Origin of the sequence: Streptomyces sp. B15 (assembly GCF_018070605.1) — a bacterium.
GTDB classification, from domain to species: Bacteria; Actinomycetota; Actinomycetes; order Streptomycetales; family Streptomycetaceae; genus Streptomyces; species Streptomyces smyrnaeus.
Genome location: NZ_JAGPXJ010000020.1, coordinates 51,004 through 76,484, shown reverse-complemented (window position 1 = coordinate 76,484; position 25,481 = coordinate 51,004). Strand labels below are relative to the sequence as shown.

The window sequence follows — 25,481 nt, the reverse complement described above, 5'->3', positions numbered from 1 at the left end:
CTGCTGTCATGTGGAGGGGGCGACCTCCGAGAAGGTGAAGCCGAACTCGGCCGGCTCAGCGGCGAGCTGGTACTGCGGCAGCACACCCGGTCCGCAGGACTGTGAACCGATCCCGTGCATCCGGTGGTCGAGATTGACCCACACCGTCTCCCCGGGAGCGAGGTCGGTGGTGTGCCCGGCCGCGTCCAGCTGTTCGCTCGTCCAGCGGCGGGCGGTGAACCAGCACGTCGCCCCGTCCGCCTCGACCCGCAGCCCCGGCCTTCCGGGGCCCCGTGTCAGCTCCGCCCAGCGGACATCCGGCCGGGCACCGTTCTCCTGGGGGCGTACATAGGGCGTCTGGAGCGCGTCCACGGTGCTGCGCCACAGCCCGGTACGCGCGGCTGCCGTGGTGTCCGGGTAGCCCTCGCCCGGACCGCCGCCGAACCACCTCGCGTGGCCGTAGGCGGACGGCAGCCCCAGCCGTACACCCAGCCTGGGCAGCGGGAAGGCCCAGTCGCCCTCCGGCTCGACCGTCACCGTCAGCCGCAGCCGCTCGACGGTCCCCGTCCACCGGTAGACCGTGCGCAGACCCAGCGCCGAGGCGGCAGGGGCCACCCGGGTACGGACGACGAGCGCTTCGGGCGTCAGCTCCACGCTGTCCGTCCGGTGCCGCATCCGGTGCAGCCCGTGGCGGCGCCACAGCGGGCCGTTGCGCACATCCGGCTGGAAGGACGCTCCGTCGTCGTTGTCGGTGGTCGCCCGCCACACGTCCAGCCTCGGCCCGTGCAGGGGTACACCTCCCAGACGCAGCAGGGCGCCGCTGTCCGCCGCGAAGACCGCCGGACCCAACCGGATCCGTTCATCGCCGCCGTCGGCCGTCTCCGGGTCGTCTGCGGCGTCGTGCCGGCGCGGCGCGGCGGGAGCCGAGGGGAGGGTGGCAGCCGGTGGGTATTCCGGCTCGGCGGCCCGCAGCTGCCCCCAGGCGATCGGGTGCCCGGGCTCGCCCCAGGCGGTCCGGTGGGCGAGGACCGCGCGAACGGTCCACCAGGCCTCCCCCGACCGCACCGTCTCCGGTGGGGAAGGCAGGGGCAGTTCCACGGACCCGCCGGGCGGCACGGACGCCTCCGGCAGCGGCAGCATGCCGCCGCTGACCTGCTCGCCCTCGATCTCGTACGACCACTCCAGGGCGAGGTGGGACAGGTCGACGAAGTCGTGCCCGTTGGTGACCAGCACGCTGCCGGGCGCCGCAGCCGGACCGATCCGGACCGGCTCGATCACCTTCTTGTACTCGATCAGCCCGGGGGAGGGGGTGCGGTCGGGGAAGAGGAGGCCGTCGCAGACGAAGTTGCCGTCGTGCACCTGCTCACCGAAGTCACCTCCGTACGCGAACCAGCGCCGGCCGTCCTCCGTGCGTTGCGCCAGACCGTGATCGATCCACTCCCACACGAAGCCGCCCTGGCAGCGCTCGTACGTCTCGAAAAGCCGCTGGTACTCGCTCAAACCGCCCGGTCCGTTGCCCATGGCGTGCGCGTACTCGCACAGGACGAACGGCAGGGCGCGGCGGCGGGCGTCCTGTGAGGCATCGTCCAGGGCAGGTTCCTCGTGGCGTCCCACCAGCTCCACCCCGGCATGCGGCAGATACATCCGGGAGTAGAAGTCGCTGTCCGGGCAGCTGTGGTCGCCCTCGTAGTGGAGAGGCCTGGAAGGGTCCCATCGGCGGATCCAGCGGGCCATCTCCGTCAGTCCCGCACCCGTTCCGCACTCGTTGCCCAGGGACCAGATGACGACGGAGGGGTGGTTCTTGTCCCGCTCCACCATGCGGGCCGCGCGGTCGAGCAGCGCGGGGGTCCACCGGTCGTCGTCGACGGGATTGCGTGCGTCGCCCAGTTCGACGAAACCGTGCGTCTCCACGTCGCACTCGTCCACCACCCACAGGCCGAGTTCGTCGCACAGGTCGAGGAAAGCCGGGTGCGGCGGGTAGTGGCTGGTGCGTACGGCGTTGATGTTGTGCTGCTTCATCAGTACCAGATCACGCCGCATGGTCTCGTCATCCACCGCCCGTCCTGTCTCGGGGTGGAACTCGTGCCGGTTGACCCCGCGCAGCAGTACTCTGCGGCCGTTGATCTTGAACAGTCCGTCCTCGACCGTCACCGTGCGGAAACCGATGCGCAGGGCGATCCGCTCACCGCCGACGGTCAGTTCGGCCTCGTAGAGCCGTGGCGACTCCGCACTCCACGGTTCGACCTGCCCGCTCATCGACTCACCGGTGCGCAGTTCCCAGCCGAGCTCCGGCACGGTGATCTGCCCTGGCGGATCACATTCGACGCGCAGCGTGCCGCGGCCCGTGTTGTGGTCGTACTCGGCGTGCACAGTGTGGTCGCTCGCGGCACCTGCGGGACGGTGCAGAAGTGTGACCTCCCGGAAGATTCCCGGCAGCCACCACATGTCCTGGTCCTCCAGATAGCTTCCGGCGGACCACTGGTGCACCCGGACGGCCAGAACATTGCCGCGGGGCCGCAGCAGTGCTCCGACCGCGAATTCGTGCGGCAGCCTGGAACCTTGGAAGGTGCCGAGCTCCTGTCCGTTCAGCCAGACCCGCGCGCAGGACTCCACCCCCTCGAAGCGCAGCAGCGTCTCACCGGCGTCTTCCACCTCCACACCGTCCGGGGCGGTGTCGCCTGTTGTCGGCAGTGGCCAGTCGGCCGGCAGGTCGAAGACATGGCGGTGGTCGCCGGTCGGGTTCTCGTCCGGGACACGCGGCGGGTCGACGGGGAAGGGGTAGCGGACGTTCGTGTAGGCGGGTGCACCGTGCCCGTGCAGCACCCAGTGGGAAGGGACGGGCAGTTCGCCCCACGCGGCGTCGTCGTAGTCCGGGGCCGCGAAGGCGGCACTGTGCCGGTCGGCGGTGGGGGAGAGGCGGAACTTCCATGCCGTACCGGTCAGCGTGAGGCGGCGCGCGTCGGACCCCGGTGCCCAAGCGCGCGGCGGCAGACAGCCGGTCCCCGGGGAGACGTCCTCGTAGTACGGCACGGGCGGCGGTGCCGAGACAGAGGGCGGACCGGCCGGAGGGGGAGTGCTCATGCGTCTCCTCGGTTTCTGTTTGCTCTTGTGGTTTCTCTCCCACCAACCGGCCCCCTCGCATTCCTACTTCATAACCCGAATGCGTACGGTGAGCGCGACATGACACAGTGGTTTCCATGACGATGCCACCGCCGCCGAACCAGCCGCCAGCGGGCGGCCCACCGCCTCCCGTGCAGCCGCCGGGCGGTTTCGGACCACCCGGGTCCGGTGGCTTCGGTCCGCCTGCCGGAGGCGGCTGGCCCCCTCCGCAGCCGCCCGGCAGGAACAACGGAAAGACGATCGCGGCAGTGGTGGCGGCGGCTGTCGTCGCAATCGCACTCATCACGGCGTCAGTCGTCTTCATGACCCGGGGCGACTCGGACACCGATGCCTCCGCCGGGGGCAAGCCCTCCGCGTCACAGTCGCCCTCGCCCTCGCCGTCCGCCTCGGACGAGCCGAGCGGGATACCGTCCGAAGAGCCTTCCCCGGGTGGTGAGGCGACCGAGTTTCCGGGACCGGGGGAGGAGGACGACGAGCCGTCCGAGGAGCCCGACCAGGACGCCAGCGATGTGCCGTTGCCTTCGTTCCTGCTCCGCGTCGGTGACTGCTACGACCGCTCCAAGGAGCGCGAGGCCGCGGTGGTGACCCGCGACTGCGACAAGTCCCACGACGCGGAGGTCGTCAGCCGCAAGAAGCTCACCGGTACTTACAGCAGCGACGGTGCCGTACGGAGCAAGGCCGACTCGATGTGCCGCACCCTGCTGCGCAACAAGGCGGCCAAACAGCCGGCCGGCACGGTGGGCGGAACACTCATCTCGTATCCGAAATCGAAGAACGTCGGCAAGGCCTTCAGCTACGTCACCTGCAGTCTGACGGCGGGCAAGGGCAAGAAGCTGCACAAACCGCTGGTGTGATTGTTCCGACCGGGTGTGCGCGCCCGACGTACCTCAACACGACGGTCTTCGCGCGTAGTTGAGCCTCCAAAGTTGGCATGGACGCATCGGTCGCGGGGTAAATCCGCCGCGACCGATGTGACAGCTGTTCCTTCCGTGCCTACCCCTGAGAGGCTCCATGAAGCTGCGCAGATGGGCGTCCACGGCCACCGCCGTCGCCGTCTTCCTCGGACTTTCCTCCCTCACCGGAGCCGCGTCCGCATCCGCCGAAGAGACTGCCGCCACCGGCTATGTGGCCCTGGGCGACTCCTACTCCTCCGGAGTGGGCGCCGGGGACTACGAGGGGGGCGACTGCAAGCGGAGCGCGAACGCGTACCCGAAGCTGTGGAACGCCGCCAACTCCCCGTCCTCCTTCGATTTCACAGCCTGCTCCGGCGCGCGGACCGACGACGTGCTCGCCGGTCAGCTCGGCCCCCTCAACTCGTCAACGGGCCTGGTGAGCATCAGCGTCGGTGGCAACGACGCCGGGTTCGCCGACGCCATGACGACCTGCGTCACACAGGGAGAGAGCGCCTGTCTGGCGCGCATCCAGCAGGCCCGTGACTACATCAACAGCACCCTGCCCGGCAAGCTCGACGGCGTCTACAACGCCATCACCGAGAAGGCGCCCTCGGCGAAGGTCGTCGTGCTGGGCTACCCCCACATCTACAAGCTCGGCGGCGACTGCGTCGTCGGCATCAGCGAGAAGTCCCGGGAGGCCATCAACGCCGCGTCCGACGATCTGAACGACGTAACCGCCAAGCGCGCGGCGGACCACGGGTTCAGCTTCGGCGACGTGCGCCCCACCTTCACGGGACACGAGATCTGCTCGGGTGACGAGTGGCTGCACAGTGTCACCTTCCCCGTGGACGAGTCCTATCACCCCACCGCGGCCGGACAGTCCGGCGGCTACCTCCCGGTCCTGGAGGGCCTCGCCTGACAGGCCGCTGCGACGCCGGTGCCGCCGCCCTTGGAACAGGGCGGCGGCACAGGCGCGCTCAGGCCGCTCCGCTGCTGGGCTCCGCCTCGTCGGCCAGGGCTACGGACAAAGCAGCCGCCGGATCCCGTTCCGGGCCGCCTGCCGGCCACCACGAGCCTTGCCGCCTGCGATAGGGCCACCACCGGCCGTCCGGTCCGTAGCGCAGCTGGGCGTCCGTCCCCACAGCCGTCCACCAGGCGCCCGACGCCCGCAGCGTGGGGCGGGGCTCCTCCTCCCCCCAGGCGAGGTCGAGCTGTTCGGCCGCGCGGTGCAGCGCCTCGTCGGACGGTGACCAGCCGCCCTCCAGCACGGTCAGTGCCTCAGCGCCCCCGAACTCCCAGGCACGCACGGCCACCGCGAGCTCGGACTCGGTACGGCCGCAGCCCTCCGCGAGCCGCGAGGCCACCGCGCGTCCAGGTTGTGCGGCCGCGAGCCGTACGGCATCCTCCCAGGCCGTCAGCGGCCGCGGCAGCGGGCGGGTGCCGTGCCCCGGCGAGACGGCCTCCGCGAGCATGCGGCGAGCCGTCGCGGCGGAGTGCGAAGCGAGAAAGGTCAGCGCGTCGACGTCCAGCCCCGGCGCCCCGGCGGCGCCACCCTCCAACGCCGTGATCTGCCCTGTCTCACGTACCGGGGAGGGCGGTTCGGGCAACGGGGGAAGCAGTACTCCCAGCGCGAACGCCTCGGCAGCTTCCACCCCCTGCGACTCCTCCTGCTCCGCAGGCGTCACCGTGGCGCCGGTGGTCTGCCCGGCGGCTCTCGCCGTGCTGCGCTCCTGAAGGGCGTTCAGCAGCTCGCGTTCTCCGCGCCCGCGCATCAGCAGCAGCGCGAACGGGTCCTCGTCCAGCAGCCGGGCCGTCTGGTAGCTGAGCGCGGCAGTGTGCGGACAGTGATCCCACGCTCCGCAAGCACACTCGGGCTCCAAATCACCGATACCGGGCAGCAGCTCGATCCCGACGTCTGCCGCGTCCTCCACCAGGCGGGGCGGCATGTCGCGGTCCAACAGGGCGGCGATATGGCCGGCCTGCTCGACGATCACCTCCAGCAGACGCTCCCACTCGTTCTCGTCCAGCTCGCGCAGCAGCACATCGGCCCGGCACGGCGTGCGGTCCGAGCCGAGCACCACGGCGGTGATGCGACCAGGCCGCACGGAGACGGCACCTACCGCGCCCTTCCGGGCGAACGCACGGCCCCGCTTGAGCTGTGCGTTGTCCAGCGCGGTCTCCTCGAGCGCCTTCAGCCATGTCTGCCCCCACCAGGTGCGGGCGAAGCCCTGGCCACGAGCAGGGGGCAACGGTGCGAAGACCCGCTCCCGGTCACCGGATCCGCTACGGTCCATCCGATCGCTGTCGTCCATCACGCCGGTGTCGTCCGTCCCCCCGTTCGCGTCCAACTCCGCTTCCTCTTCGTGCGTCGTCCCGTACTCGCTCAACGCCCCACCTTCCGCAGCTCGACGAGCTCCGCCAACTCGGCATCCGTCAGCTCGGTCAGCGCCGTCTCGCCGGAGCCCAGTACGGCGTCCGCGAGTGCCTGTTTGCGCCGCAGCATGTCGGCGATACGGTCCTCGATGGTTCCCTCGGTGATGAGTCGGTGGACCTGTACGGGCTGGGTCTGGCCGATGCGGTAGGCGCGATCGGTCGCCTGGGCCTCGACCGCCGGGTTCCACCAGCGGTCGTAATGGATGACATGGCTCGCCCGGGTGAGATTCAGTCCTGTTCCGGCTGCCTTGAGGGAGAGCAGAAACACCGGTGCGGCACCTTCCTGGAAGCGGCGCACCATCTCCTCGCGCCGAGCCACCGGGGTGCCGCCGTGCAGACACTGGCTCGCCACACCACGTGTAGCCAGATGGCGTTCCAGCAGATGCGCCATCTGCACGTACTGCGTGAAGACGAGCACGCTCGCCTCCTCCGCGAGAAGGGTGTCCAGCAACTCGTCCAGCAGTTCCAGCTTCCCCGAACGGCCCGGAAGCCGGCCGCTGTCCTCCTTGAGGTACTGCGCGGGGTGGTTGCAGATCTGTTTGAGAGCGGTGAGCAGCTTGACCACCAGCCCGCGCCGCTCGAACCCGTCGGTACCGTGCAGCGCCGCCAGGCTCTCCCGGACCACGGCCTCGTACAGCCCGGCCTGTTCGGTGGTCAAAGAGACCGCCCGGTCCGTCTCCGTCTTCGGAGGCAGCTCGGGCGCGATGCCGGGGTCGGTCTTGTGCCGCCGCAGCAGGAACGGCCTCACAAGCCGCACCAGCCGCTCAGCCGCCACCGGATCACCGCCCTCGGCAGCGTCCGCGTAGTGCCTGCGGAACGTGCCGAGCCGACCCAGGAGCCCAGGGGTGGTCCAGTCGAGGACCGCCCACAGCTCCGAGAGGTTGTTCTCCACCGGTGTGCCTGTCAGCGCCACCCGTGCCCGAGCGGGAAGTGTCCGCAGCGCCTCGGCGGTGGCGGCGAACGGATTCTTCACGTGCTGGGCCTCGTCCGCGACGACCATGCCCCACACCTCGCCCTCGCCGGGGAGCAGCCGGTCGGCGTCCAGTCGCATCGTGCCGTAGGTGGTCAGCACGAACTCGCCCTCGCGCAGCTGCTCAAGGGAGCGGCCCGGACCGTGGTAGCGACGTACAGGGGTGCCGGGGGCGAACCGTTCGATCTCCCGCTGCCAGTTGCCCATCAGCGAGGCGGGACACACCACCAGGGTTGGACCGGCGGTCTCCTCGGTCTGCTGCCTGCGCAGGTGGAGCGCGATCAGGGTGATGGTCTTGCCCAGGCCCATGTCGTCGGCGAGGCAGCCCCCGAGACCGAGCGAGGTCATCCGGTGCAACCAGTCCAGACCGCGCAACTGGTAGTCGCGCAGTGTGGCCCGCAGTTCGGCGGGCGGTGGCAAGGGCGGCTCCTCGCGGCGCTCCGGATCGGAGAGCCGTTCCCGGAGCGCTTCCAGCCACCCGGCGGCCTCGACCTCGACACGTTCGCCCTTCTGCTCGGCCGTACCGGTGAGGACGGCGTTCAGGGCTTCGAGCGTGCCGACCTTGTGGTCCTCGAGCTGTCGGGCTGCCTGTATCTCCTCCGGGTCGACGAGCACCCACTGGTCGCGCAGTCGCACCAGTGGCCGTCCCGCTTCGGCCAACTGGTCGAGCTCGGCCCGGGTCACCTCCTGGCCCCCGATGGCGAAGCGCCAGTCGAAGCGCAGCAGTGCGTCCGGGGAGAGCTGGGAGGGAAGTCCCGCGGTGTACGGGGACTTCCCTCTCGCGCCGGTCTCTTCCGTCTCGTCCCCCGGGCCGATCACGGCGCGTGAGGTGAGCGAGCGAGCGAACTCGCGCGGCCAGTGCACCTGGACACCGGCTGCCGCCAGTGCGCGGGGCACCGAGGTGCCCAACAGTTCGGCGATTTCCTCGTCGGCGAGGTCGATCGCGTCAGGGACCGCTGCCGAGAGCAGGGGAGTGAGCGCGTCCCAGGCTGCCGCCGCCCGACGCAGCGCGAGCAGCGCGTCCGTGCGCGCCCGTGGGCCGAACCGCTCGGCGAGGGGCGACGTACCTGCCCAGACCTCTGCCGCGTCGGCGATCAGTGTGCTGTCGGCCGGGGTGTGGAGCTGCAGCACTCCGCGGAAGGCGGGATCCCGTCGGCCCTCCTGCGTCTTGTGTTCGCTCACCCCCCGTTCTGGCGCGTCGTCCGTCGGAGGCAGACCGTCGATCTCGATGCGCAGCGACAGCCGGACCCCCGCATCGATTCCTGCTGCCACATCGGCGGCCCATTCCCGCAGTTCGGGTACGGCGAGTGGTTCGTCACCCGTGAAGGCTGGTGCTCCGACTGCCAGCGGAGCGGCAGGGGTGCGCGGAAGCGTGTCGGCGACGGCGTCCAGGAAGCTCCGCACCGAAGGGCCGGGGGCCGGCATGCGGAGCGGACCGGGTCCGGGCAGTGGGACAGCGTGCGCGTCCGGAGGCATCGCAGCGGCCAGTTCCGCCACTGTGGTGGTGTCGTCGCTCGTGAGCGGGCCCAGCCGCCAGGCATCGAAACCGGCGGGGCTCAGCCCTGGCAGCAGCCGGCCCTGGGCAGCCAGCCGCAGTGCGAACAGCGCGGTGGCGCCCCAGAAGGCCGTCGTGGGCTCTGTGCCCTCCTCCATGCGTGCGGCGTACGCCCTGGTGAGAACCGGAAGGGCCACGGCCACAGGGAGCGTGACCGCGGGAACTGTGCGGGTCTCCACGCCGCCCTCGGTCGGGACGGCAACCGTCAGCTCGACGGTTTCAGCGGAACGATGATCGTTGCTGTCCGCGTCGCCGGCCTGTGGGCCGGGCGGTGCGGGGAGGGTTCTGTCAGTGGGCTGGGAGACTCCCTCGGGGTGCCGGAAGGCGATCCGGGAGCAGCGTGGCGGGTCTGCGGGCAGAAAGACGGCCACACAGTGGGTGAGCTGGGACATCCAGGAAGTGCTTGCCAGGGTCTCGGCCACAGTGCTGATGCATTCCTCAAATTTGACTAGCGAGCGGGAGCGGTCGAGGGTACATCACCTCGGGCCCAGGTGTGACACACCGGGGAAAATCGCGCGCAGGGGGCCGCGAACCCGCGAGCGGGCGGCGCAGAGGGAACCCGCCGCGCCCGGATGGCGTTCAATGGAGTGAGAGGCGGAGATACCGGACTGGACAGCAGTGGGTGTGCCGCCGGTGCGGAGGAGGTACCGAGATGACCAATCGAGCAAAAGTCGCCGTCGGCGGGGTAGCGGTCGGACTGCTGCTGTGGTGGCTGACGTCGTTCTGGATCGCTCTGCTGGTGATCGTGGGCGTCCCCGCGGTCGCCTATCTGACGCTCGACTCCTCGCAACGGCGGAGGCTGCGCAGAGTCAGCCGCAAGGAACTCGGCCGCTAGCAGTGGCCGTACGCCTTGCCCCCACTGACCGGGCCTTTCCGCCGGGGCCCGGGCTCGGGAGTCCGGCCGCAGGGGAGCGCTGAAGGGCGCGTCGAAGCCGCAATGGATCCATCGCAACCCCTGGCGGATCCGTCGGAACGACGTGTGTCGGGCGCACTCACGCCGGGGACAGGCGTCGGCATGTTTCGGTGTGGCCCGTCACGCCGCCGGACGCAGTGCGATCCCGTCGAGCGCCGAGAGGAGCTCGGGCAGTTCACGACCGCGGCCCACCGGGCGCACCTCACCGGGCGCTTCGTCCAGCAGGACGAAGGCGATGTCGTCGGTGCGCGCCACCACACTCCACCCGGGGCCGTCCGCGCGCAGCGTGCGGGCATCGCCCGAGGCGAAGGCGGACCGTATCCGCCCGGGCGGCGGAGGCGTCTCCAGATAGGCCCGCACTTCCTCCAGGACACGCTGCACCTGGGTGTCGGTTTCGGCTTCTCCTCCCGACTCCACGAACTCCACGTCCTCCTCGACCTGCGCCCGCCACTGCGCCCACTGGAGCGCTATCTCGTCCGCACCGAGACGCCGCTGGGCGGGTCCCCAGCCGGAGGTGTCCGGCGGCGAGAGCACCGGGCCGCTCGTGTCGAGCTCCGCATCCAGCACGGGGTCGTGCGGCTCGGGAAGGCCGGGTGCGGAGACGGCGAGCGACAGCGGCCATCCGGGCAGCACCGCGGCGACGTCCCGTTCGTCGGGAGACAGATCGGCTTCCATGCCACAGTCCCATGCCGCCACGGCACAGGCCACCTGCGTCACGTCCTCGGTCACCACGGTCCAGCGCGCACCGGTGCCGTCCTGCCCCAGTACCAGCCCGTACCCCTCGGCGTAGGGCTCCAGCCCCAGCACGGCGCATGCCGCGGGGTAGTCGTCCCCCAGCACACTCGGGAACTGCGCGGGCGTCAGCAGCACGGCAGTCAGCACATAGAGCGAATCTTCCTCTTCCGCGGCCACCGGTGACCTCCCCTTCCTGGCGGATCTCGGTGACGATAGCCCTCGGAGCGCGTCCGCGACAGATGGAATGGGTCCGCGGCAGGCAGCCGAAATGTGTCCGTGACAGACGCAGTGAATCCGATGAGAGGGGCACCACGTGCGGCGCTACGACCGGCTCAGGCACATCCTCCAGCTGGACCCGGAAGAGGACTCGCACGAGATCTACCGACTGATCGCCGCCTATGAGTTCCCCTGGGACTTCACCCGAGCTCTCGAACTCGCCCTGTACCGGACCTACGCCGTACCCAGCATCGGCAGACTGCTGGCCCGTACCGCCGAGCTGACCGACCACTCGCAGAAGCGCTACGACGACACTGCGCTCCTCCTGGACACCGTCGTCGAGCACGGCTTCGAGAGCGCGCAGGGGCGCACGGCCATCCGCCGGATCAACCAGATGCACCGCGCCTACGACATCACCGACGACGACATGCGTTACGTCCTGTGCACATTCGTCGTCATGCCCAAGCGCTGGCTCGACACCTACGGCTGGCGCCGTCTGACCCATCACGAGCTGCGGGCCGTCAGCCACTACTACCGCACGCTCGGGCGCCACATGGGCATCAAAGAGATCCCCCGCAGCCACGAGGAGTTCGAGGACTTTCTCGACTCCTACGAAGAGACCCACTTCGGGTGGGACGAAGGGGCGCGGAAAGTCTCCGATGCGACCCTTGATCTGATGGCCTCCTGGTATCCGCGTCCGCTCGCCCCCGTGGTGCGCGGTGCCAGCCTGGCCCTGCTGGACGACTCCTTGCTACGGGCCTTCCGCTACGACGAGCCCGGGGGGCTCGCCCGTCGACTGACGAGGGGTGCGCTGCGGCTCCGGGGGCGGGGCGTCCGGCTGATGCCGCCTCGCCGCAGGCCGCACTACGCCCGGCAGAATCCGGAGATCAAGAGCTACCCCGGCTACCCGGGCGATTACCGCATCGCGGACCTCGGCACCTTCCCGGCCGGAGGCGTCTCGGCCTGCCCGGTGCCTCATGTGCCGAATGTGCCGAAGGAAGAACCGGGGCGCTCCTGACAGGCGGGGCGGCGGGGCTGTGCGTTGGAGCCCGGACTTCCCACGCCTGCGCACCGAGAGGTCTCAGGCCCCGGCACGCCCGGTGGGTCACTCCGCTTCCCGCTCGGCGAGTGCGAGATACCGGTCGTCCCGGTCCACGTACGACAGCAACCGCCAGCCGGTGGCGGCCAGCAGGATACGCAAGCGCGGTTCGGCCCGGATGTCGTCCGGGGTGATCTGCCTGCCCTGCCGGGCCGCCAGCGCGGCGCGGCCCACCGGGTGGAAGAGCGCCAGACGGCCCTGCGGGCGTACCACGCGGGCCAGTTCGCGCAGTCCGCTGTCCGGGCCGGGGAGGTGGGAGATCAGCCCGGCTCCGAACACGGCGTCCAGACAGCGGTCCCGCAACGGCAGTCGGGAGACGTCCGCGAGCAGCAGCGTGGCAGTCCGGTGCCGACCGGCCCGGACGGCCTCGTCCAGCATCGCGGGAGTGAGGTCGGCGCCCAGCACGGTTCCGTCCGGGCCCACCGCGGCACGCAGCTCGGGTAGGGCCCGCCCGGTGCCGCACCCCGCGTCGAGCACCGTGTCGCCGGGCCGCAGGGCGGTTTCCTCCACGGCCGCGGCGAACGCCGGACCATCGTCGGGGAACCGGGTGTCCCAGCGCGCGGCCCGCTCGCCGAAGAAGGCCCGGACCGCCGCCCGGTCGTCTGCCAAGTCGTGTGTCATGCTCCTCATCTTCCCGCGTGCGGGCAGATGAGGAGTGGAAGCCTGCACTTCCGTTCGGCGATGCCGTTGTGACAGGTGCGACAGGGGAGTAACTGTGCGCAACAGAACAGGACCTTGTGGTTGCTCACTGTGCTCTTGTGGGTAAGGGTGGCACGGCAGATGCCGAGGAAAAGGGGGCGCGTGGTGGCACTGAACACGGGACTCGACTGGTTGCTGGACGACCTCACGAAGCGGATCTCGTCGGTCCGGCACGCGCTGGTCCTCTCCAACGACGGGTTGGTGACCGGGAGCAGCCACGATCTGGAGCGGGAGGACGCGGAGCATCTGGCCGCGGTCTCGTCCGGGCTGCACAGCCTGGCCAAGGGGTCCGGTCAGCACTTCAAGGCCGGACGAGTGCGCCAGACCATGATCGAGTTCGATGAGGGAGTGCTCTTCGTGATGGCCGCCGGGGACGGCAGCTGTCTGTGCGTCCTCGCCGAAGCCGAAGCGGACATCGGCCAAGTCGCCTACGAGATGACACTTTTGGTCAACCGCGTCGGCGAACACTTGGGGCTGGCAGCGCGAAACGGTAACTGACCTGCGGTTCCGCAAAGTTATCCACAGGCTCGGCGGGAATCGCGGCAGCGGGCTATCGTCGTTTTCACGCAAGGTAGCCGAGTACCGACGGGGGATGACGATATGCGAGCCAAGCCTGGGGACCGCCGCGCGCCGGCGCCGTTCCGCCACGCGGCCGACGTGGCGATGCGCACGGCCGCGAAGGAGCTGGGGCTGCGTCCCAAAGAGTTCGAACTGGCGGTGCAGACCGAGCATGTACGCACGGTGCCGGGGCCGCCGGGAGGAGCCCGCCGGGTGCCACGCCAAGAGCTGGAGCGGATCAAGGGGGCGCCGGATTTCCCCGGCGGGCTGCGGGAGCGGCTGCGCGTCATGGGCGCGAGTGAGGCCTCCGAACTGCTGGACATCAGCCCGGCCCGGTTCGCCCGCCTCGCCAGGGCCGGTTGTTTCGGCCCGGCCAGCTTCTATGTGAACCGGTATCGCACGGTGGTGTGGCTCTATCTGGTGGCAGAACTGCGGGATTTCGCGGAGAACAATCCGACGCTGCTGACCGGACGGCTGCCGGCGGGTATGCGGGCAAAGCTCCAGGCCGGCACCGACCATCGAGCCCGCTGCTGGCGGCAGCGGCGCCTCAACCAGTTGGTGCGGCACGCCGCCGGCCCCTGGGAGCAGGCTGCGGTACGAGCGAGTGTGCTGGACGACGCCACTATCGCCGAGGCCGTGCCCGACCCCGGCGAGCGGGCCCGGCTCGAGACGCTGCGCCCGTGCTTCCTGGAGGTGCGCAGCGTTTCGAAGGCCACCCGGGACACCCTGGCGGAGCTGTGTCTTGCCGAGGGCGAGGAGGAGGTCCGTTGGCACCGGTTCCTGCTGGACGCGGAGCTGGAGACGGCCAGGGCCGCCGAGGCGGTCGCAGCCGCGCCTGCCCTCCGCCCCTGGGCCACGTCCCGGTCGGCGCCCGACCTGGAGGAAGGGCATCCCCTCCAGCCGGTTCCGGAGGTGGGCGCACGGCCCGATCCCGGTACCGCGCGGCCGGTTGCGGGACCCCCTTCCGTCGCGGTTCCCCGGCGGCGCTGGTCGCTGCTGCGGCGCCGCAGGCCGAAGCCCGCCGCTCGCCCGGCCCGGTGAAGTGGTGGCTTGGTGGGCCCCGGTGAACCGGAGCCGTTCCCGGCGCCGCTCCTGTGCCGCCCAGGTTCGCCGGGTGCTCCCGCGCCGCGCGGACCCACCAGGCCGGCCGAGCAACCGGCGAAGGGCTCAGGGCGAGGTGGCCTGCCCCTGGGCCTCCTCCTGAGCCGGAGCAGGGGGCGTCTCGTTCCGCTCGGGGCGGTGCGGGCGGAACAGCCCCTCCTGCATCACGGAGACGATCAACCTGCCCTCGCGGTCGAAGATCTGGCCCCGGGCAAGACCCCGCGCACCCGTGGCGATGGGTGACTCCTGCTGGTAGAGGAACCACTCGTCGGCACGGAACGGCCGATGGAACCACATGGCGTGGTCCAACGAGGCGGTATCGAAGTTCCGCGGCCCCCACAGCGGCTCGACGGGCAGGCGTACCGCGTCGAGCAGCGTCATGTCGCTGGCGTAGGTCAGTGCGCAGGTGTGCACGAGCGGGTCGTCACCGAGGGACCCGATCGCGCGCATCCACACCGCGCTGCGCGGCTCGACCCCTTCGAGCTCGGAGGGGTTCCACCGCAGCCGGTCCACGTAGCGCAGGTCGAAAGCCTGTCGTCGGGCCATGCGCTCCAGCGGCACAGGCAGCGAGCCCAGGCGCTCTCGGATCTCGTCCGCGAGTTGCGGAAGGCTCTCGGGCTCCGGCACCCGCGGCATCGGCATCTGGTGCTCGAAACCGGGCTCTCGAATATGAAAGGAGGCGGTCAGATTGAAGATCGTGCGGCCCTGCTGGACGGCGACCACGCGGCGCGTGGTGAAGGACCGCCCGTCCCGGACCCGCTCCACCTGGTACACGATCGGCACTCCGGGGATGCCAGGACGCAGGAAGTACGCGTGCAGCGAGTGCACGGGGCGCTCCTCGTCCACGGTCCGCCCCGCCGCCACCAGTGCCTGTCCGGCCACCTGCCCGCCGAAGACCCGCTGGAGTGACTCGTGGGGACTCCGGCCCCGGAAGATGTTGAGGTCGATCTCTTCGAGGTTCAGCAGATCGACAAGGCGTTCGGCAGGGCTGGGCCCGGTCATCTCATGCGTTCCTCTCTCACGTCCGGGTCGGCAGTCGCGCTGGGAAGCGCGCTGGGTGCCGCACTCACATCGGGCCGACGTCGGTCACCTTGACCACCGCACGACCCTCCTCGTCCGAGGCGACGAGATCGACCTCGGCCGAGATACCCCAGTCATGATCGCCACGCGGATCGGCGAAAGTCTGCCGGACGCGCCACAGCCGGTCCTCCGGGACCTCCTCGATCTTCAGCAGACGCGGACCACGGGCGTCCGGCCCGGTGCCCAGCTCGTCGTACTCGTCCCAGTAGGCGTCCATGGCATCGGCCCACGCGTCCTCGTCCCAGCCGGCCTCCCCGTCGAGGTCGCCCAGCTCGGCGACCTTGTCCATGGCGGCCAGCTCCACCCGGCGGAACATCGCGTTGCGCACCAGGACCCGGAAGGCCCGGGGATTGGCGGTGACCGGCTTGACCTGGTCGGCGCGTTCCTGGGCCTCCTCCGCCGTCTCGTCCTCCGGGTTGGCCAGCTGCTCCCACTCGTCCAGCAGACTGGAGTCGACCTGCCGGACCATCTCACCGAGCCACTCGACGATGTCCTGGAAGTCTTCCGACTTGAGGTCGTCGGGGACGGTGTGCTCGAGAGCCTTGTAGGCGCCGGCCAGGTAGCGCAGGACGATGCCCTCCGTGCGGGCGAGCTCGTAGAAGGAGACGAACTCGCTGAAGGTCATCGCGCGTTCGTACATGTCGCGGATGACCGACTTCGGGGAGAGCGCATGGTCCCCGACCCATGGGTGGGACTTGCGGTAGAGCCCGTAGGCGTGGAAGAGCAGCTCTTCGAGGGGCTGGGGGTAGCTGATGTCCATCAGCCGCTCCATCCGCTCCTCGTACTCGATCCCGTCGGCCTTCATCTGGGCCACGGCCTCGCCCTTGGCCTTGTTCATCTGCGCGGCGAGGATCTGGCGCGGGTCGTCCAGCGTCGACTCGACGACCGAGACCATGTCCAGCGCGTAGGAGGGCGACTCGGGGTCCAACAGCTCGAAAGCAGCGAGGGCGAAGGTGGAGAGCGGCTGGTTGAGGGCGAAGTCCTGCTGGAGGTCGACGGTCAGTCGGATGGTGCGGCCCTCGGAGTCCGGCTCGTCCAGCCGCTCGACGATGCCGCCGTCCAGCAGCGAGCGGTAGATGGCGATGGCCCGGCGAATGTGCCGCAGCTGGGAGCGGCGGTCCTCGTGGTTGTCCTCCAGCAGCCGCCGCATCTGGGTGAACGCGTCACCGGGGCGGGCGATCACGGAGAGCAGCATGGCGTGCGTCACCCGGAAGCGGGAGGTCAACGGCTCCGGGTCGGAGGCGATCAGCTTCTCGAAGGTCTGCTGACCCCAGCTGACGAACCCCTCCGGGGCCTTCTTGCGCACCACCTTGCGGCGCTTCTTCGGGTCGTCCCCCGCCTTCGCGAGCGCCTTCTCGTTCTCGATCACATGCTCGGGGGCCTGGGCGACGACGAAGCCGGAGGTGTCGAAGCCCGCGCGTCCGGCCCGGCCCGCGATCTGGTGGAACTCGCGGGCGCGCAGTGTGCGCACCCGGCTGCCGTCGTACTTGGTGAGCGCGGTGAACAGCACCGTCCGGATGGGGACGTTGACACCGACACCGAGGGTGTCCGTGCCGCAGATGACCTTCAGCAGCCCTGCTTGCGCAAGCCGCTCGACCAGCCGCCGGTACTTCGGCAGCATCCCCGCGTGGTGCACGCCGATGCCGTGCCGCACGTAGCGGGAGAGGTTGCGGCCGAACTTGGTGGTGAAGCGGAAATTGCCGATGACCTTGGCGATCTCGTCTTTCTCCGCGCGGGTCGACATATTGATACTCATCAGTGCCTGTGCCCGCTCCACGGCCTGCGCCTGCGTGAAGTGCACGATGTAGACCGGCGCCTGGTGGGTCTCCAGCAGCTCGGTCAGCGTCTCCGTCAGCGTCGTCGTGCGGTACTCGTACGACAGCGGAACCGGGCGTGTCGCGGAGCGCACGACCGCCGTGGGGCGGCCGGTGCGGCGGGTCAGGTCCTCCTCGAAGCGGGAGACATCGCCCAGCGTCGCCGACATCAGGATGAACTGCGCCTGCGGCAGCTCCAGCAGCGGGATCTGCCAGGCCCAGCCCCGGTCGGGCTCGGCGTAGAAATGGAACTCGTCCATCACCACCTGGCCGATGTCGGCATTCGCTCCGTCACGCAGCGCGATGGAGGCGAGCACTTCGGCGGTGCAGCAGATGACAGGAGCGTCCGCGTTGACCGAGGCGTCACCGGTGAGCATGCCGACGTTCTCAGTGCCGAAGAGCTTGCACAGGTCGAAGAACTTCTCCGAGACCAGTGCCTTGATCGGAGCCGTGTAGAAGGTGACCTTGTCCTGTGCGAGTGCGGCGAAGTGAGCCCCTGCCGCGACCAGACTCTTACCCGAACCCGTCGGGGTCGACAGGATCACGTTCGCCCCCGAGACCACCTCGATCAGTGCCTCCTCCTGGGCGGGATAGAGCGAGATACCCCGCTCTTCCGCCCATCCGGAGAAAGCCTCGAAAAGGGCATCGGGATCGGCGTCGCTCGGCATCTGGTCGATAAGGGTGGCTGTCACGCCCCCCATACTGCCTGCTGCCCCGGCCGATCAGGGAACCGGTGGGTTCTCGATGATCACCGGGCGCTACGCTGTGTCGTCGAACGGGCGTCAGACCCGAACGGGAGCAGCGCGGGGGCGCGGGGCGCGGGCCCGGCGGCGGAGCCGCGAGGCACGCGATACGAAGGACAGGGCGGGGATACGCATGATGGGACCGGCGCACTCGCTGTCGGGAGCAGCTGCCTGGCTCGGCGTAGGGGCCGCCGCGGCTGTGCTGGACCATCCGATGCCCTGGCCGGTGGTGGTCGTCGGCGCGCTGCTGTGCGCGGGCGCCGCGTTGGCGCCCGACCTCGACCAGAAGTCCGCCACCATCTCCCGGGCCTTCGGCCCTCTCTCCCACGTCTTGTGCGGCGTGGTCGACAAGCTGTCCACCGCTGTCTACAACGGCACTCGCTCGCGGGGCGAGCGGCGCCGCTCCGGAGGCCACCGCACACTCACCCACACCTGGCCCTGGGCTCTGTTCATAGGTACGGGCTTCTCCGCGGCCGCCGCCATCTGGGACCGCTGGGCCGTGCTGGTCATCCTTTTCATCCATGTGGTGCTCGCTGTCGAGGGCCTGCTGTGGCGGATGGCCCGGGTCTCCAGCGATGTGCTGGTGTGGCTGCTGGGAGCCGCCTGCGCCTGGATCCTGGCCGGGGTGCTGGAGAAGCCGGGCAACGGTGCGGACTGGCTGTTGACCGGAGACGGCCAGGAGTACCTGTGGATGGGGCTGCCCATCGTGCTGGGCGCGATGGTGCACAACATCGGCGACGCCCTGACCATCTCCGGCTGTCCGGTCCTGTGGCCGATTCCGATAGCGGGCAAGCGGTGGTACCCGCTGGGCACACCCCGCTTCATGCGCTTCCGCGCCGGCGCCTGGGTCGAGAACGCCATACTGATGCCCGCCTTCATGGTGCTGGGCGGAGCCGGCAGCCTGGTCGCCTTCGGATTCATAGGAAGCTGACCCGTCGCGTCGGCCGGCTCCTGGGGTCAGCCGTGCCAGGAGCGCCACAGCGCCGCGTACGGGCCGTTCGCCGCCACCAGCGTTCGGTGGCTGCCCAGTTCGCTGATACGGCCGTCCTCCACCACGGCGATGACATCGGCGTCGTGCGCCGTGTGCAGGCGGTGCGCGATCGCGACCACCGTGCGCCCTTCCAGTACCTTGGCGAGAGACCGCTCCAGGTGCCGAGCGGCCCGGGGGTCCAGCAGGGACGTCGCCTCGTCCAGTACAAGGGTGTGCGGGTCGGCCAGCACCAGTCGGGCGAGCGCGATCTGCTGGGCCTGAGCTGGGGTGACGGTCAGCCCGCCCGAACCGACCTCGCTGTCCAGCCCGTCCCCGAGCGCCCGCACCCAGCCGTCGGCGTCGACCGCGCCCAGCGCGGCCCACAGCTCCGCGTCCTCGGCGCCCTGCCGGGCGAGCAGCAGGTTGTCGCGCAGGGTACCGACGAAGACGTGGTGCTCCTGGTTGACCAGCGCCACATGGCGGCGCACCTCCTCGGCGGGCAGCTCGCTCAACTCGGCGCCGCCCAGGGTGACCTCGCCTCGCCGCGGTCCGTAGATACCGGCCAGCAGCCGTCCCAGCGTCGACTTCCCGGCGCCCGACGGGCCGACCAGCGCGACGCGGCTGCCGGGGGCGACCTCCAGCGTGACCCCGTGCAGCACATCGACATCCGCGTGGTAGCCGAAGCGCACCTCCCTGGCGCGCACCTCCTTACCCTCGGGCGCGGTGCCGCTGCCGCCTTCCGGTTCGATCTCCCGCACCCCCACCAGCCGGGCGAGCGAGACCTGGGCGACCTGGAGCTCGTCGTACCAGCGCAGGATCAGCCCCACGGGCTCGACCAGCATCTGGGCGAGCAGGGCGCCGGTCGTCAGCTGTCCGACGCTGATCCACCCCTGGAGGACGAAGACACCGCCCAGCAGCAGTACGCCACCCATGATCAGCATGTTGCTGAGATTGACGGTGGGGAAGAGCACCGTGCGCAGCCACAGTGTCCTGCGCTCCCAGGCCGTCCACTCGGCGACGCGGCGCTCGGAGAGCGCCACCCGGCGTGCGCCCAGCCGGTGGGCCTCCACGGTCCTGCCCGCGTCCACCGTCTCGGCGAGTGCCGCCGCCACCGCCGCGTATCCTGCGGCCTCCGCGCGGTAGGCGTGCGGTGCCCGGCGGAAGTACCACCGACAGCCGACGACCAGCACGGGCAGCGCGAGCACCACGGTCAACGCCAACGGCGGCGCGGTGACACACAGTGCCCCGATCAGCAGCGCGGCCCACACCAGGCCGATCGCCAGCTGAGGGACGGCCTTCCGCATGGCGTCGGCCAGCCGGTCGATATCGGTGGTGATCCGGGAGAGCAGATCGCCCGTCCCGGCCCGTTCCAGCACGCTGGGCGGCAGCCCCACGGAGCGGACGAGGAAGTCTTCACGCAAGTCGGCGAGCATCTCCTCGCCCAGCATCGCGCCACGCAGCCGCACCTGCTGGGTGAAGACCGTCTGCACCAGCAGCGCGAGTGTGAACCAGACGGTGATGCGCCCCAGTTGCAGCTCGCGATCTCCGGCTGCCAGATCGTCCACGAGCCCGCCCAGCAGCGCCGGCCCCACCATCGACGCCACGACGGCGACGCTGTTCACGGCCACGATCAGCAGGAACGAACGCCGGTGCCGCCGCAGCAGCTCACGCACATAGGACCGGACCGTCGCGGGGGAGCCGACCGGGAGGATCGTGACGTCCTCGGGGGCCGACGGGTCGTAGTCGGGTTCGGGCACGCCGATGCGCCGGGTGCGCCACTGCCGGGGGTCCGGGCGTTCCTCACTCGTCGCCGTAGTGCTCTGGGGGCTCACGCGGATTCGACTCCCTCGGTATGTGCGGCTTTGGTCCGCCGGCCCGCCCGCACCGGAGCGGCGTCCTGCGGCTCGCGGGTGACCACGGTCCGGTATGCCGCGTCTGAGTGGAGGAGCTGCCGGTGGGTGCCGGTGACCGCGGCAGCCGTTCCATCGACGAAGACGACCCGATCGGCGCGGTCGAGCAGCAGCGGGCTGGAGGAGAAGACCACGGTCGTCCGCCCGGACCTGAGTTTGACGAGCTCGCGGGCGATGCGTGCTTCCGTGTGGGAGTCGACGGCCGAGGTGGGTTCGTCCAGGATCAGTACTTCCGGGTCGGTGAGCAGTGACCGCGCCAGCGCGAGACGTTGGCGTTGGCCGCCGGAGAGGGACCGTCCCCGTTCGGTGATCCGGGCCCGCATCGGATCACCGTCGGCGTCCGGGCTGCCCTGCACCAGCGCCTTGAGGACATCGCCGCACTGGGCGGCCTCGAGCACCTGGGCGGAAGTCACCTGGCCGGAGGAGGGCACGTCCAGCAACTCGGCGAGTGTGCCCGAGAGCAGTACCGGGTCCTTGTCCTGTACGAGGACGGCGGCCCGAGCCTGCTCCAGCGGCATACCGTCGAGCGGCACCCCGTCCAGCAGCACCGAGGCGGGTGCGTCCCGCTCCTCGCCGTCTCCCGTCCGGTCGGCTTCCGGGTGCACCGCTCCGGCCCGGTCTTCCTCGCCGGGCTCTCGGGCGCTCCCACCCAGGACGGCCGCGTCGCTCCGACCATGGACAGCCGCGTCGCTCCCCTCCACATCAGCCGTGTCACTCCCGGCCCAGGCTTCCGCGTCACTCCCGCCGGAAACGTCGGCCTCGGAAGCGGGGTGCCCGCCCAGCCGTTCCGCGAGACGCCCGGCAGCGTCCGGGTCACCACAGACGACCGCGGTGAGCTGTCCGGGCGGGGCGTGCAGGCCGGTGCCGGGGTCGTACAGCCCCACCGGGGCTCGCGTCTCGGCAGTCGCTGCCTGGACCTGTCCCTCCTCCGTGGGTATGCCGGCTCGCGCCGCGTCGTGGTCCTCGCCGGGCCGCCGCAGACCCAGCACCCGTGCGGCGCGGGTGGCGGACGGACGGGAGAAGGAGTACGACATGGCGAACTCGCCGAAGAGCTGGAGCGGAAGGAGCAGGAAGCTGACCGCGCCGTAGACCATGACCAGTTCACCCACCGCGATCCGTCCGTCCAGCGCCAGCCGGGCGCCGTACCACACGACGCCGACCAGCAGCAGCCCCGGCAGTGCCACTTGGAGCGCCTCGATGAACGACCACATCCGCGCCGTGCGCACGGCTGCGTGCCGCACCTGCTGGGAGGCTCGCCGGTAACGGTCGAGGAAGAGGTCCTCACCACCGATGCCGCGCAGCACCCGCAGGCCGGCGACCGTGTCGGCGGCCAGCTCCGTCGCCCGTCCCGCCCGCTCGCGTTGTGTGTCGGCACGCCGGGTGGCTCTCGGCAGCAGTGGCAGCACGGTCAGCGCCAGGGCGAGCATGCCCGCGCAGGCCAGCAGCCCCAGCTGCGGCTGGTAGACCACCAGCGCGGCGCAGACACCCAGGGTCGTCAGCAGAGCGGCGCTGAAGCGGGAGACCGCCTCGACGCACCAGCCGATACGCTCGATGTCGCCGGTCGATACCGCGACCACTTCCCCGGCGGCGACGCGGCGGGTGAGGGTGGCGCCCAGGGCCGCCGTGCGGCGTGCCAGCAGCTGCTGGATGCGTGCTGCCGCGGTGATCCAGTTGGTGACGGCGACCCTGTGCAGCATGGTGTCGCCGACTGTCACCGCTACGGTCACCACTGCCATCGCGGCCCCGGCCAGTGCCAGGTCGCTGCCCGAGTTGTGCACCACGGCGGTCACGGCCAGCCCGGCGACGGCGGGGAACGAGGCGATCGAGGCGAGCTGCAGCACCCCCCAGCCCAGCGCCTTGAGCTGTCCGCCCAACTGCATGCGCCCAAGCCAAAGGAGCAGCCGGAAACCCGACCTGACGTCGGGAACGCCGGGGTCGCTGTAAGGGAGATCGCGAATCTGCATGACGTTCCAAGGTCTCGGAACCGCACGAGCTCGGGGAGCGGTACGGGCACAGGTGCGGAGGCTGGTACGGGCACGAGCAGGGACGGCGGCACACGGAAGGCGGGCATGCGGGCAGGCGGCAGAGGTCCTGCGGGTGTGCGCCGATCCCACCCGGTCACCCGCGGATTGGCAACGGGTTTTCCCGGACGCCGGCACACTTCCGGCCAATGCGAAGATGGGGGCTATGGGCATGCGCGCGGCAGGACGTACAGGCACCGGGACGGGTCGGCACGGGGCTGCGGCAGCACGGCCCCGCGAGGTGGCCCAGGTCCGGGCCCCAGGGCGCGCGAGGGCCAGGGCGGCAGTGGTGGCCGCGGCGGGCGGCACGGTGCTGGCCTTGCTGCTTTCCGGCTGCGGCGGGGACAGCGGTGGCGGGAGCGGCGGCGGTGACCAGGGCTCCGGCAGCGCGAAGAAGGCAACGGCGTCCGAGCTCTCCCCGCAGGCCGAACTGGCCAAGCACCCCACCCGGATTCCCCGGGTGGGCGACCGCCTCCAGGCGAAGGTCCCGGACAACGCCGAGCAGGTGGTGGCCGTGGAGGGCAAGGGCAAGGATTCCGCCGACGCGACGGTGCGGCTCTACACGCGGCACGGCGAGAAGTGGCGTGAGGAGCACAGCTGGGCGGCGCACAACGGCAAGAAGGGCTGGACGAACGACCATCACGAGGGCGACAAGCGCAGCCCTGTGGGCGTGTTCACGCTCTCCGACGCGGGGGGCGTACTGCCGGAGCCGGACGCCAAGCTGCCGTACACGCAGACCTCGGCGTTCACGCCTCCCTCCTACTGGCCGAAGAAGACCCGGCACGACTTCGACCATGTGATCGCCATCGACTACAACCGTGTCAAAAGCACGTCCCCCCTCGACCCGACCAGGCCGCAGGGCAAGGCCAAGGGGGGCAGCATCTGGCTGCACATGGATCACGGCAGCGGCACATCAGGGTGTGTGAGCCTGTCCAAGTCCGGTATGCGAACCCTGTTGCGCACTCTGAGCCCGGACAAACACCCCGTCGTGGTGATGGGGGACAAGGCGTCACTCAAGCGCTGAGTCGGCTCAGGGCTTCTTCGAGTCGACGCCCGGGCGCTTCTTCCGCCACAGCCCTCGGGTGAAGTCGGGTATCTCCTGCGGGGTGCCCTTTGCCTTGATCGAGGCGTGGCTGAGCGGCACGGGGGAGGTCCAGGTCGCCGCGTCGTAGACGTCGAAGTCGGGCACCAGCCCGAGACGCATGCACTGTGTCAGGCGGAACAGCATGATGTAGTCCATACCGCCGTGCCCGCCGGGCGGATCGGAGTGTTCCTTCCACAGCCAGTGGTCGTGCTCCTTGTACTTGTCGAAGTCGCCCCACTCGTCACCGGACATGTCCGGCTCCAGATAGATGCGGGGCGGGTAGTCCTCGAAGACGCCCTTGGTGCCGCCGAGGATGTTGAGGCGGGAGTAGGGGTGCGGGTTGGAGACGTCGTGTTCGAGCCGGATGACCCTGCCCTTGGCCGTCTGGACGAGACTGATCGACATATCGCTCTTTACATAGGTCTCCTTCCAGCTCTCGTGGCCGGGTGGCATGTGCTCCTCGCGGTAGGCTGCCAGGCCGAGTGAGGGGGAGCCGAAAGTGGTGATACGGACCGCGCGGTCGCCGCGGTTGACGTCCATGTAGTTGGCGGCGGGGCCGAAGCCGTGGTTCGGATAGAGGTCGCCCTTGAGCCGCGTATGCCATTTCCGGCGCCACGGCCCTTCGTAGTAGTCCGCGTCGAACATCAGCCCGCGCAGGTCGTGGAGGTAGGCCCCGGCGCTGTGCAGCAGATCGCCGAAGAGCCCCTCGTGCGCCATCCGCAGGACGCGCATCTCGTTCTGCCCGTACACGCAGTTCTCCAACTGCATGCAGTGCCTACGGGTCTGTTCGGAGAGGTCGACCAGTTCCCACAGCTGGTCCAGTTCCATCGCGATGGGGCACTCGACGCCGACGTGCTTGCCGCCCTTCAGCGCGGCCTTGGCCATCTCGAAGTGCCAGTCCCAGGGGGTGGCCACATACACGAAGTCGAGATCCCCGCGTCTGCACAATTTCTCGAAGTCGTGATCGCCCTTGGTGTAGAGGGCGGGCGCGGGCTGTCCGGCGTCGGTGACCTTCTTCGCGGCGCGTTCCGTCTTCTCCCGCACCGGGTCGCACAGCGCGACCACACGCACGCCTTCCAGCGCCAGAAACAGGTCGATCATGCTGCCGCCACGCTGCCCCAGACCGATCAGCCCGACCCGGACGGTGGTCCGCTCCTCGAACGGTACGCCGATCATCGTCCTGCCCCGGCGGGGTGGCGCCATGGCGGCGCTCGCGCTGTCCCCGGCGCTCCGCAGGACTGAACGGCGGCTGAATCCTTGCTCGTCACTCATCGGCTCTCCCGCAGCTGTGTGCACGTCGGATGCGTGAACTCGGCTCAGGACCCTGCTGGTTGAGACCAGTGGTGCGCAAGAGCGCGTACTTGGACCTTCGTTGCTCGTGGATGGACTTTCGGCTCCGTAAGATCTTGCTGCAATTGACTGGAATTTCTTGCGTACTCTCTTGACGCCGCTCTCCGACAGCGGCAGGCTCCCGGCCGTACCACCTGTGAACGGCCCCTTGTGGGCGGACCGTTCACATCCCCCCACGGTGGCCCAGGCGCCTGGCTGCCTTCCCGGGCATCCCCATGCCCGCACACCGAAGGAGCCG

At 70.1% G+C, this 25,481-nt stretch carries 18 protein-coding genes; 8 read left to right on the top strand and 10 right to left on the bottom strand.

Annotated elements, in window-relative coordinates:
* Positions 1–6: 6 nt before the first annotated feature.
* Positions 7–3,060 carry a glycoside hydrolase family 2 TIM barrel-domain containing protein gene (locus tag KBY19_RS12345; protein ID WP_210965759.1) on the bottom strand — a complete coding sequence of 1,018 codons (3,054 nt, stop codon included), beginning with the start codon at positions 3,058–3,060 and terminating at the stop codon, positions 7–9.
* A 116-nt stretch (positions 3,061–3,176) separates the two neighbouring features.
* Here KBY19_RS12345 and KBY19_RS12340 point away from each other — a divergent pair, with 116 nt between their 5' ends.
* Both KBY19_RS12340 and KBY19_RS12335 read left to right on the top strand, forming a co-directional pair.
* Complete coding sequence (locus KBY19_RS12340) at positions 3,177–3,953, top strand: hypothetical protein (RefSeq protein WP_247690902.1); 777 nt, start codon at positions 3,177–3,179, stop codon at positions 3,951–3,953.
* A gap of 157 nt (positions 3,954–4,110) precedes the next feature.
* On the top strand, positions 4,111–4,911 hold the full coding sequence (locus tag KBY19_RS12335; protein WP_099885706.1) for an SGNH/GDSL hydrolase family protein: 801 nt from the start codon (positions 4,111–4,113) through the stop codon (positions 4,909–4,911).
* 58 nt (positions 4,912–4,969) lie between these two features.
* Here the strand turns inward: KBY19_RS12335 and KBY19_RS12330 are convergent, their stop codons facing one another.
* Both KBY19_RS12330 and KBY19_RS12325 read right to left on the bottom strand, forming a co-directional pair.
* On the bottom strand, positions 4,970–6,304 hold the full coding sequence (locus tag KBY19_RS12330; RefSeq protein WP_247690907.1) for an SWF or SNF family helicase: 1,335 nt from the start codon (positions 6,302–6,304) through the stop codon (positions 4,970–4,972).
* A 71-nt stretch (positions 6,305–6,375) separates the two neighbouring features.
* Positions 6,376–9,342, bottom strand: coding sequence for a DEAD/DEAH box helicase (locus KBY19_RS12325; RefSeq protein ID WP_210965758.1), 2,967 nt, complete (start codon positions 9,340–9,342; stop codon positions 6,376–6,378).
* Between the two features lie 260 nt (positions 9,343–9,602).
* Here KBY19_RS12325 and KBY19_RS12320 point away from each other — a divergent pair, with 260 nt between their 5' ends.
* Positions 9,603–9,785, top strand: coding sequence for a hypothetical protein (locus tag KBY19_RS12320; protein ID WP_099885707.1), 183 nt, complete (start codon positions 9,603–9,605; stop codon positions 9,783–9,785).
* Between the two features lie 198 nt (positions 9,786–9,983).
* On the opposite strand, the gene KBY19_RS12315 is transcribed toward KBY19_RS12320, so the two are convergent.
* Positions 9,984–10,775, bottom strand: coding sequence for a hypothetical protein (locus tag KBY19_RS12315; protein WP_099885708.1), 792 nt, complete (start codon positions 10,773–10,775; stop codon positions 9,984–9,986).
* 136 nt (positions 10,776–10,911) lie between these two features.
* Here KBY19_RS12315 and KBY19_RS12310 point away from each other — a divergent pair, with 136 nt between their 5' ends.
* Complete coding sequence (locus KBY19_RS12310; protein WP_185018914.1) at positions 10,912–11,832, top strand: oxygenase MpaB family protein; 921 nt, start codon at positions 10,912–10,914, stop codon at positions 11,830–11,832.
* Between the two features lie 87 nt (positions 11,833–11,919).
* On the opposite strand, the gene KBY19_RS12305 is transcribed toward KBY19_RS12310, so the two are convergent.
* On the bottom strand, positions 11,920–12,534 hold the full coding sequence (locus KBY19_RS12305) for a class I SAM-dependent methyltransferase (RefSeq protein WP_180289836.1): 615 nt from the start codon (positions 12,532–12,534) through the stop codon (positions 11,920–11,922).
* Positions 12,535–12,717: 183 nt separating this feature from the next.
* Here KBY19_RS12305 and KBY19_RS12300 point away from each other — a divergent pair, with 183 nt between their 5' ends.
* Both KBY19_RS12300 and KBY19_RS12295 read left to right on the top strand, forming a co-directional pair.
* Positions 12,718–13,110: a roadblock/LC7 domain-containing protein gene (locus tag KBY19_RS12300; protein ID WP_099886967.1), complete on the top strand. Its 393-nt coding sequence runs from the start codon at positions 12,718–12,720 to the stop codon at positions 13,108–13,110.
* A gap of 102 nt (positions 13,111–13,212) precedes the next feature.
* Positions 13,213–14,211, top strand: coding sequence for a DUF6397 family protein (locus KBY19_RS12295; RefSeq protein WP_210965757.1), 999 nt, complete (start codon positions 13,213–13,215; stop codon positions 14,209–14,211).
* A gap of 126 nt (positions 14,212–14,337) precedes the next feature.
* Here the strand turns inward: KBY19_RS12295 and tesB are convergent, their stop codons facing one another.
* Together tesB and KBY19_RS12285 are read right to left on the bottom strand one after the other, a co-directional pair.
* Positions 14,338–15,273: an acyl-CoA thioesterase II gene (gene tesB / locus KBY19_RS12290; protein ID WP_247690901.1), complete on the bottom strand. Its 936-nt coding sequence runs from the start codon at positions 15,271–15,273 to the stop codon at positions 14,338–14,340.
* 64 nt (positions 15,274–15,337) lie between these two features.
* Positions 15,338–17,866 carry an RNA helicase gene (locus KBY19_RS12285; protein WP_099885712.1) on the bottom strand — a complete coding sequence of 843 codons (2,529 nt, stop codon included), beginning with the start codon at positions 17,864–17,866 and terminating at the stop codon, positions 15,338–15,340.
* A 175-nt stretch (positions 17,867–18,041) separates the two neighbouring features.
* Between KBY19_RS12285 and KBY19_RS12280 the strand changes: the two genes are divergently transcribed.
* The gene (locus tag KBY19_RS12280; RefSeq protein WP_099885713.1) at positions 18,042–18,839 is read left to right on the top strand and encodes a metal-dependent hydrolase; all 798 of its coding nucleotides are present in this window, start codon (positions 18,042–18,044) and stop codon (positions 18,837–18,839) included.
* Between the two features lie 26 nt (positions 18,840–18,865).
* On the opposite strand, the gene KBY19_RS12275 is transcribed toward KBY19_RS12280, so the two are convergent.
* Both KBY19_RS12275 and KBY19_RS12270 read right to left on the bottom strand, forming a co-directional pair.
* Positions 18,866–20,641, bottom strand: coding sequence for an ABC transporter ATP-binding protein (locus KBY19_RS12275; RefSeq protein ID WP_185019617.1), 1,776 nt, complete (start codon positions 20,639–20,641; stop codon positions 18,866–18,868).
* A 65-nt stretch (positions 20,642–20,706) separates the two neighbouring features.
* Complete coding sequence (locus tag KBY19_RS12270; RefSeq protein ID WP_210965756.1) at positions 20,707–22,752, bottom strand: ABC transporter ATP-binding protein; 2,046 nt, start codon at positions 22,750–22,752, stop codon at positions 20,707–20,709.
* A 223-nt stretch (positions 22,753–22,975) separates the two neighbouring features.
* On the opposite strand from KBY19_RS12270, the gene KBY19_RS12265 reads away from it, so the two are divergent.
* Positions 22,976–23,833 carry a L,D-transpeptidase family protein gene (locus KBY19_RS12265; protein WP_210965755.1) on the top strand — a complete coding sequence of 286 codons (858 nt, stop codon included), beginning with the start codon at positions 22,976–22,978 and terminating at the stop codon, positions 23,831–23,833.
* Between the two features lie 6 nt (positions 23,834–23,839).
* On the opposite strand, the gene KBY19_RS12260 is transcribed toward KBY19_RS12265, so the two are convergent.
* Positions 23,840–25,165 carry a Gfo/Idh/MocA family protein gene (locus KBY19_RS12260; RefSeq protein WP_210957559.1) on the bottom strand — a complete coding sequence of 442 codons (1,326 nt, stop codon included), beginning with the start codon at positions 25,163–25,165 and terminating at the stop codon, positions 23,840–23,842.
* Positions 25,166–25,481 lie beyond the last annotated feature (316 nt).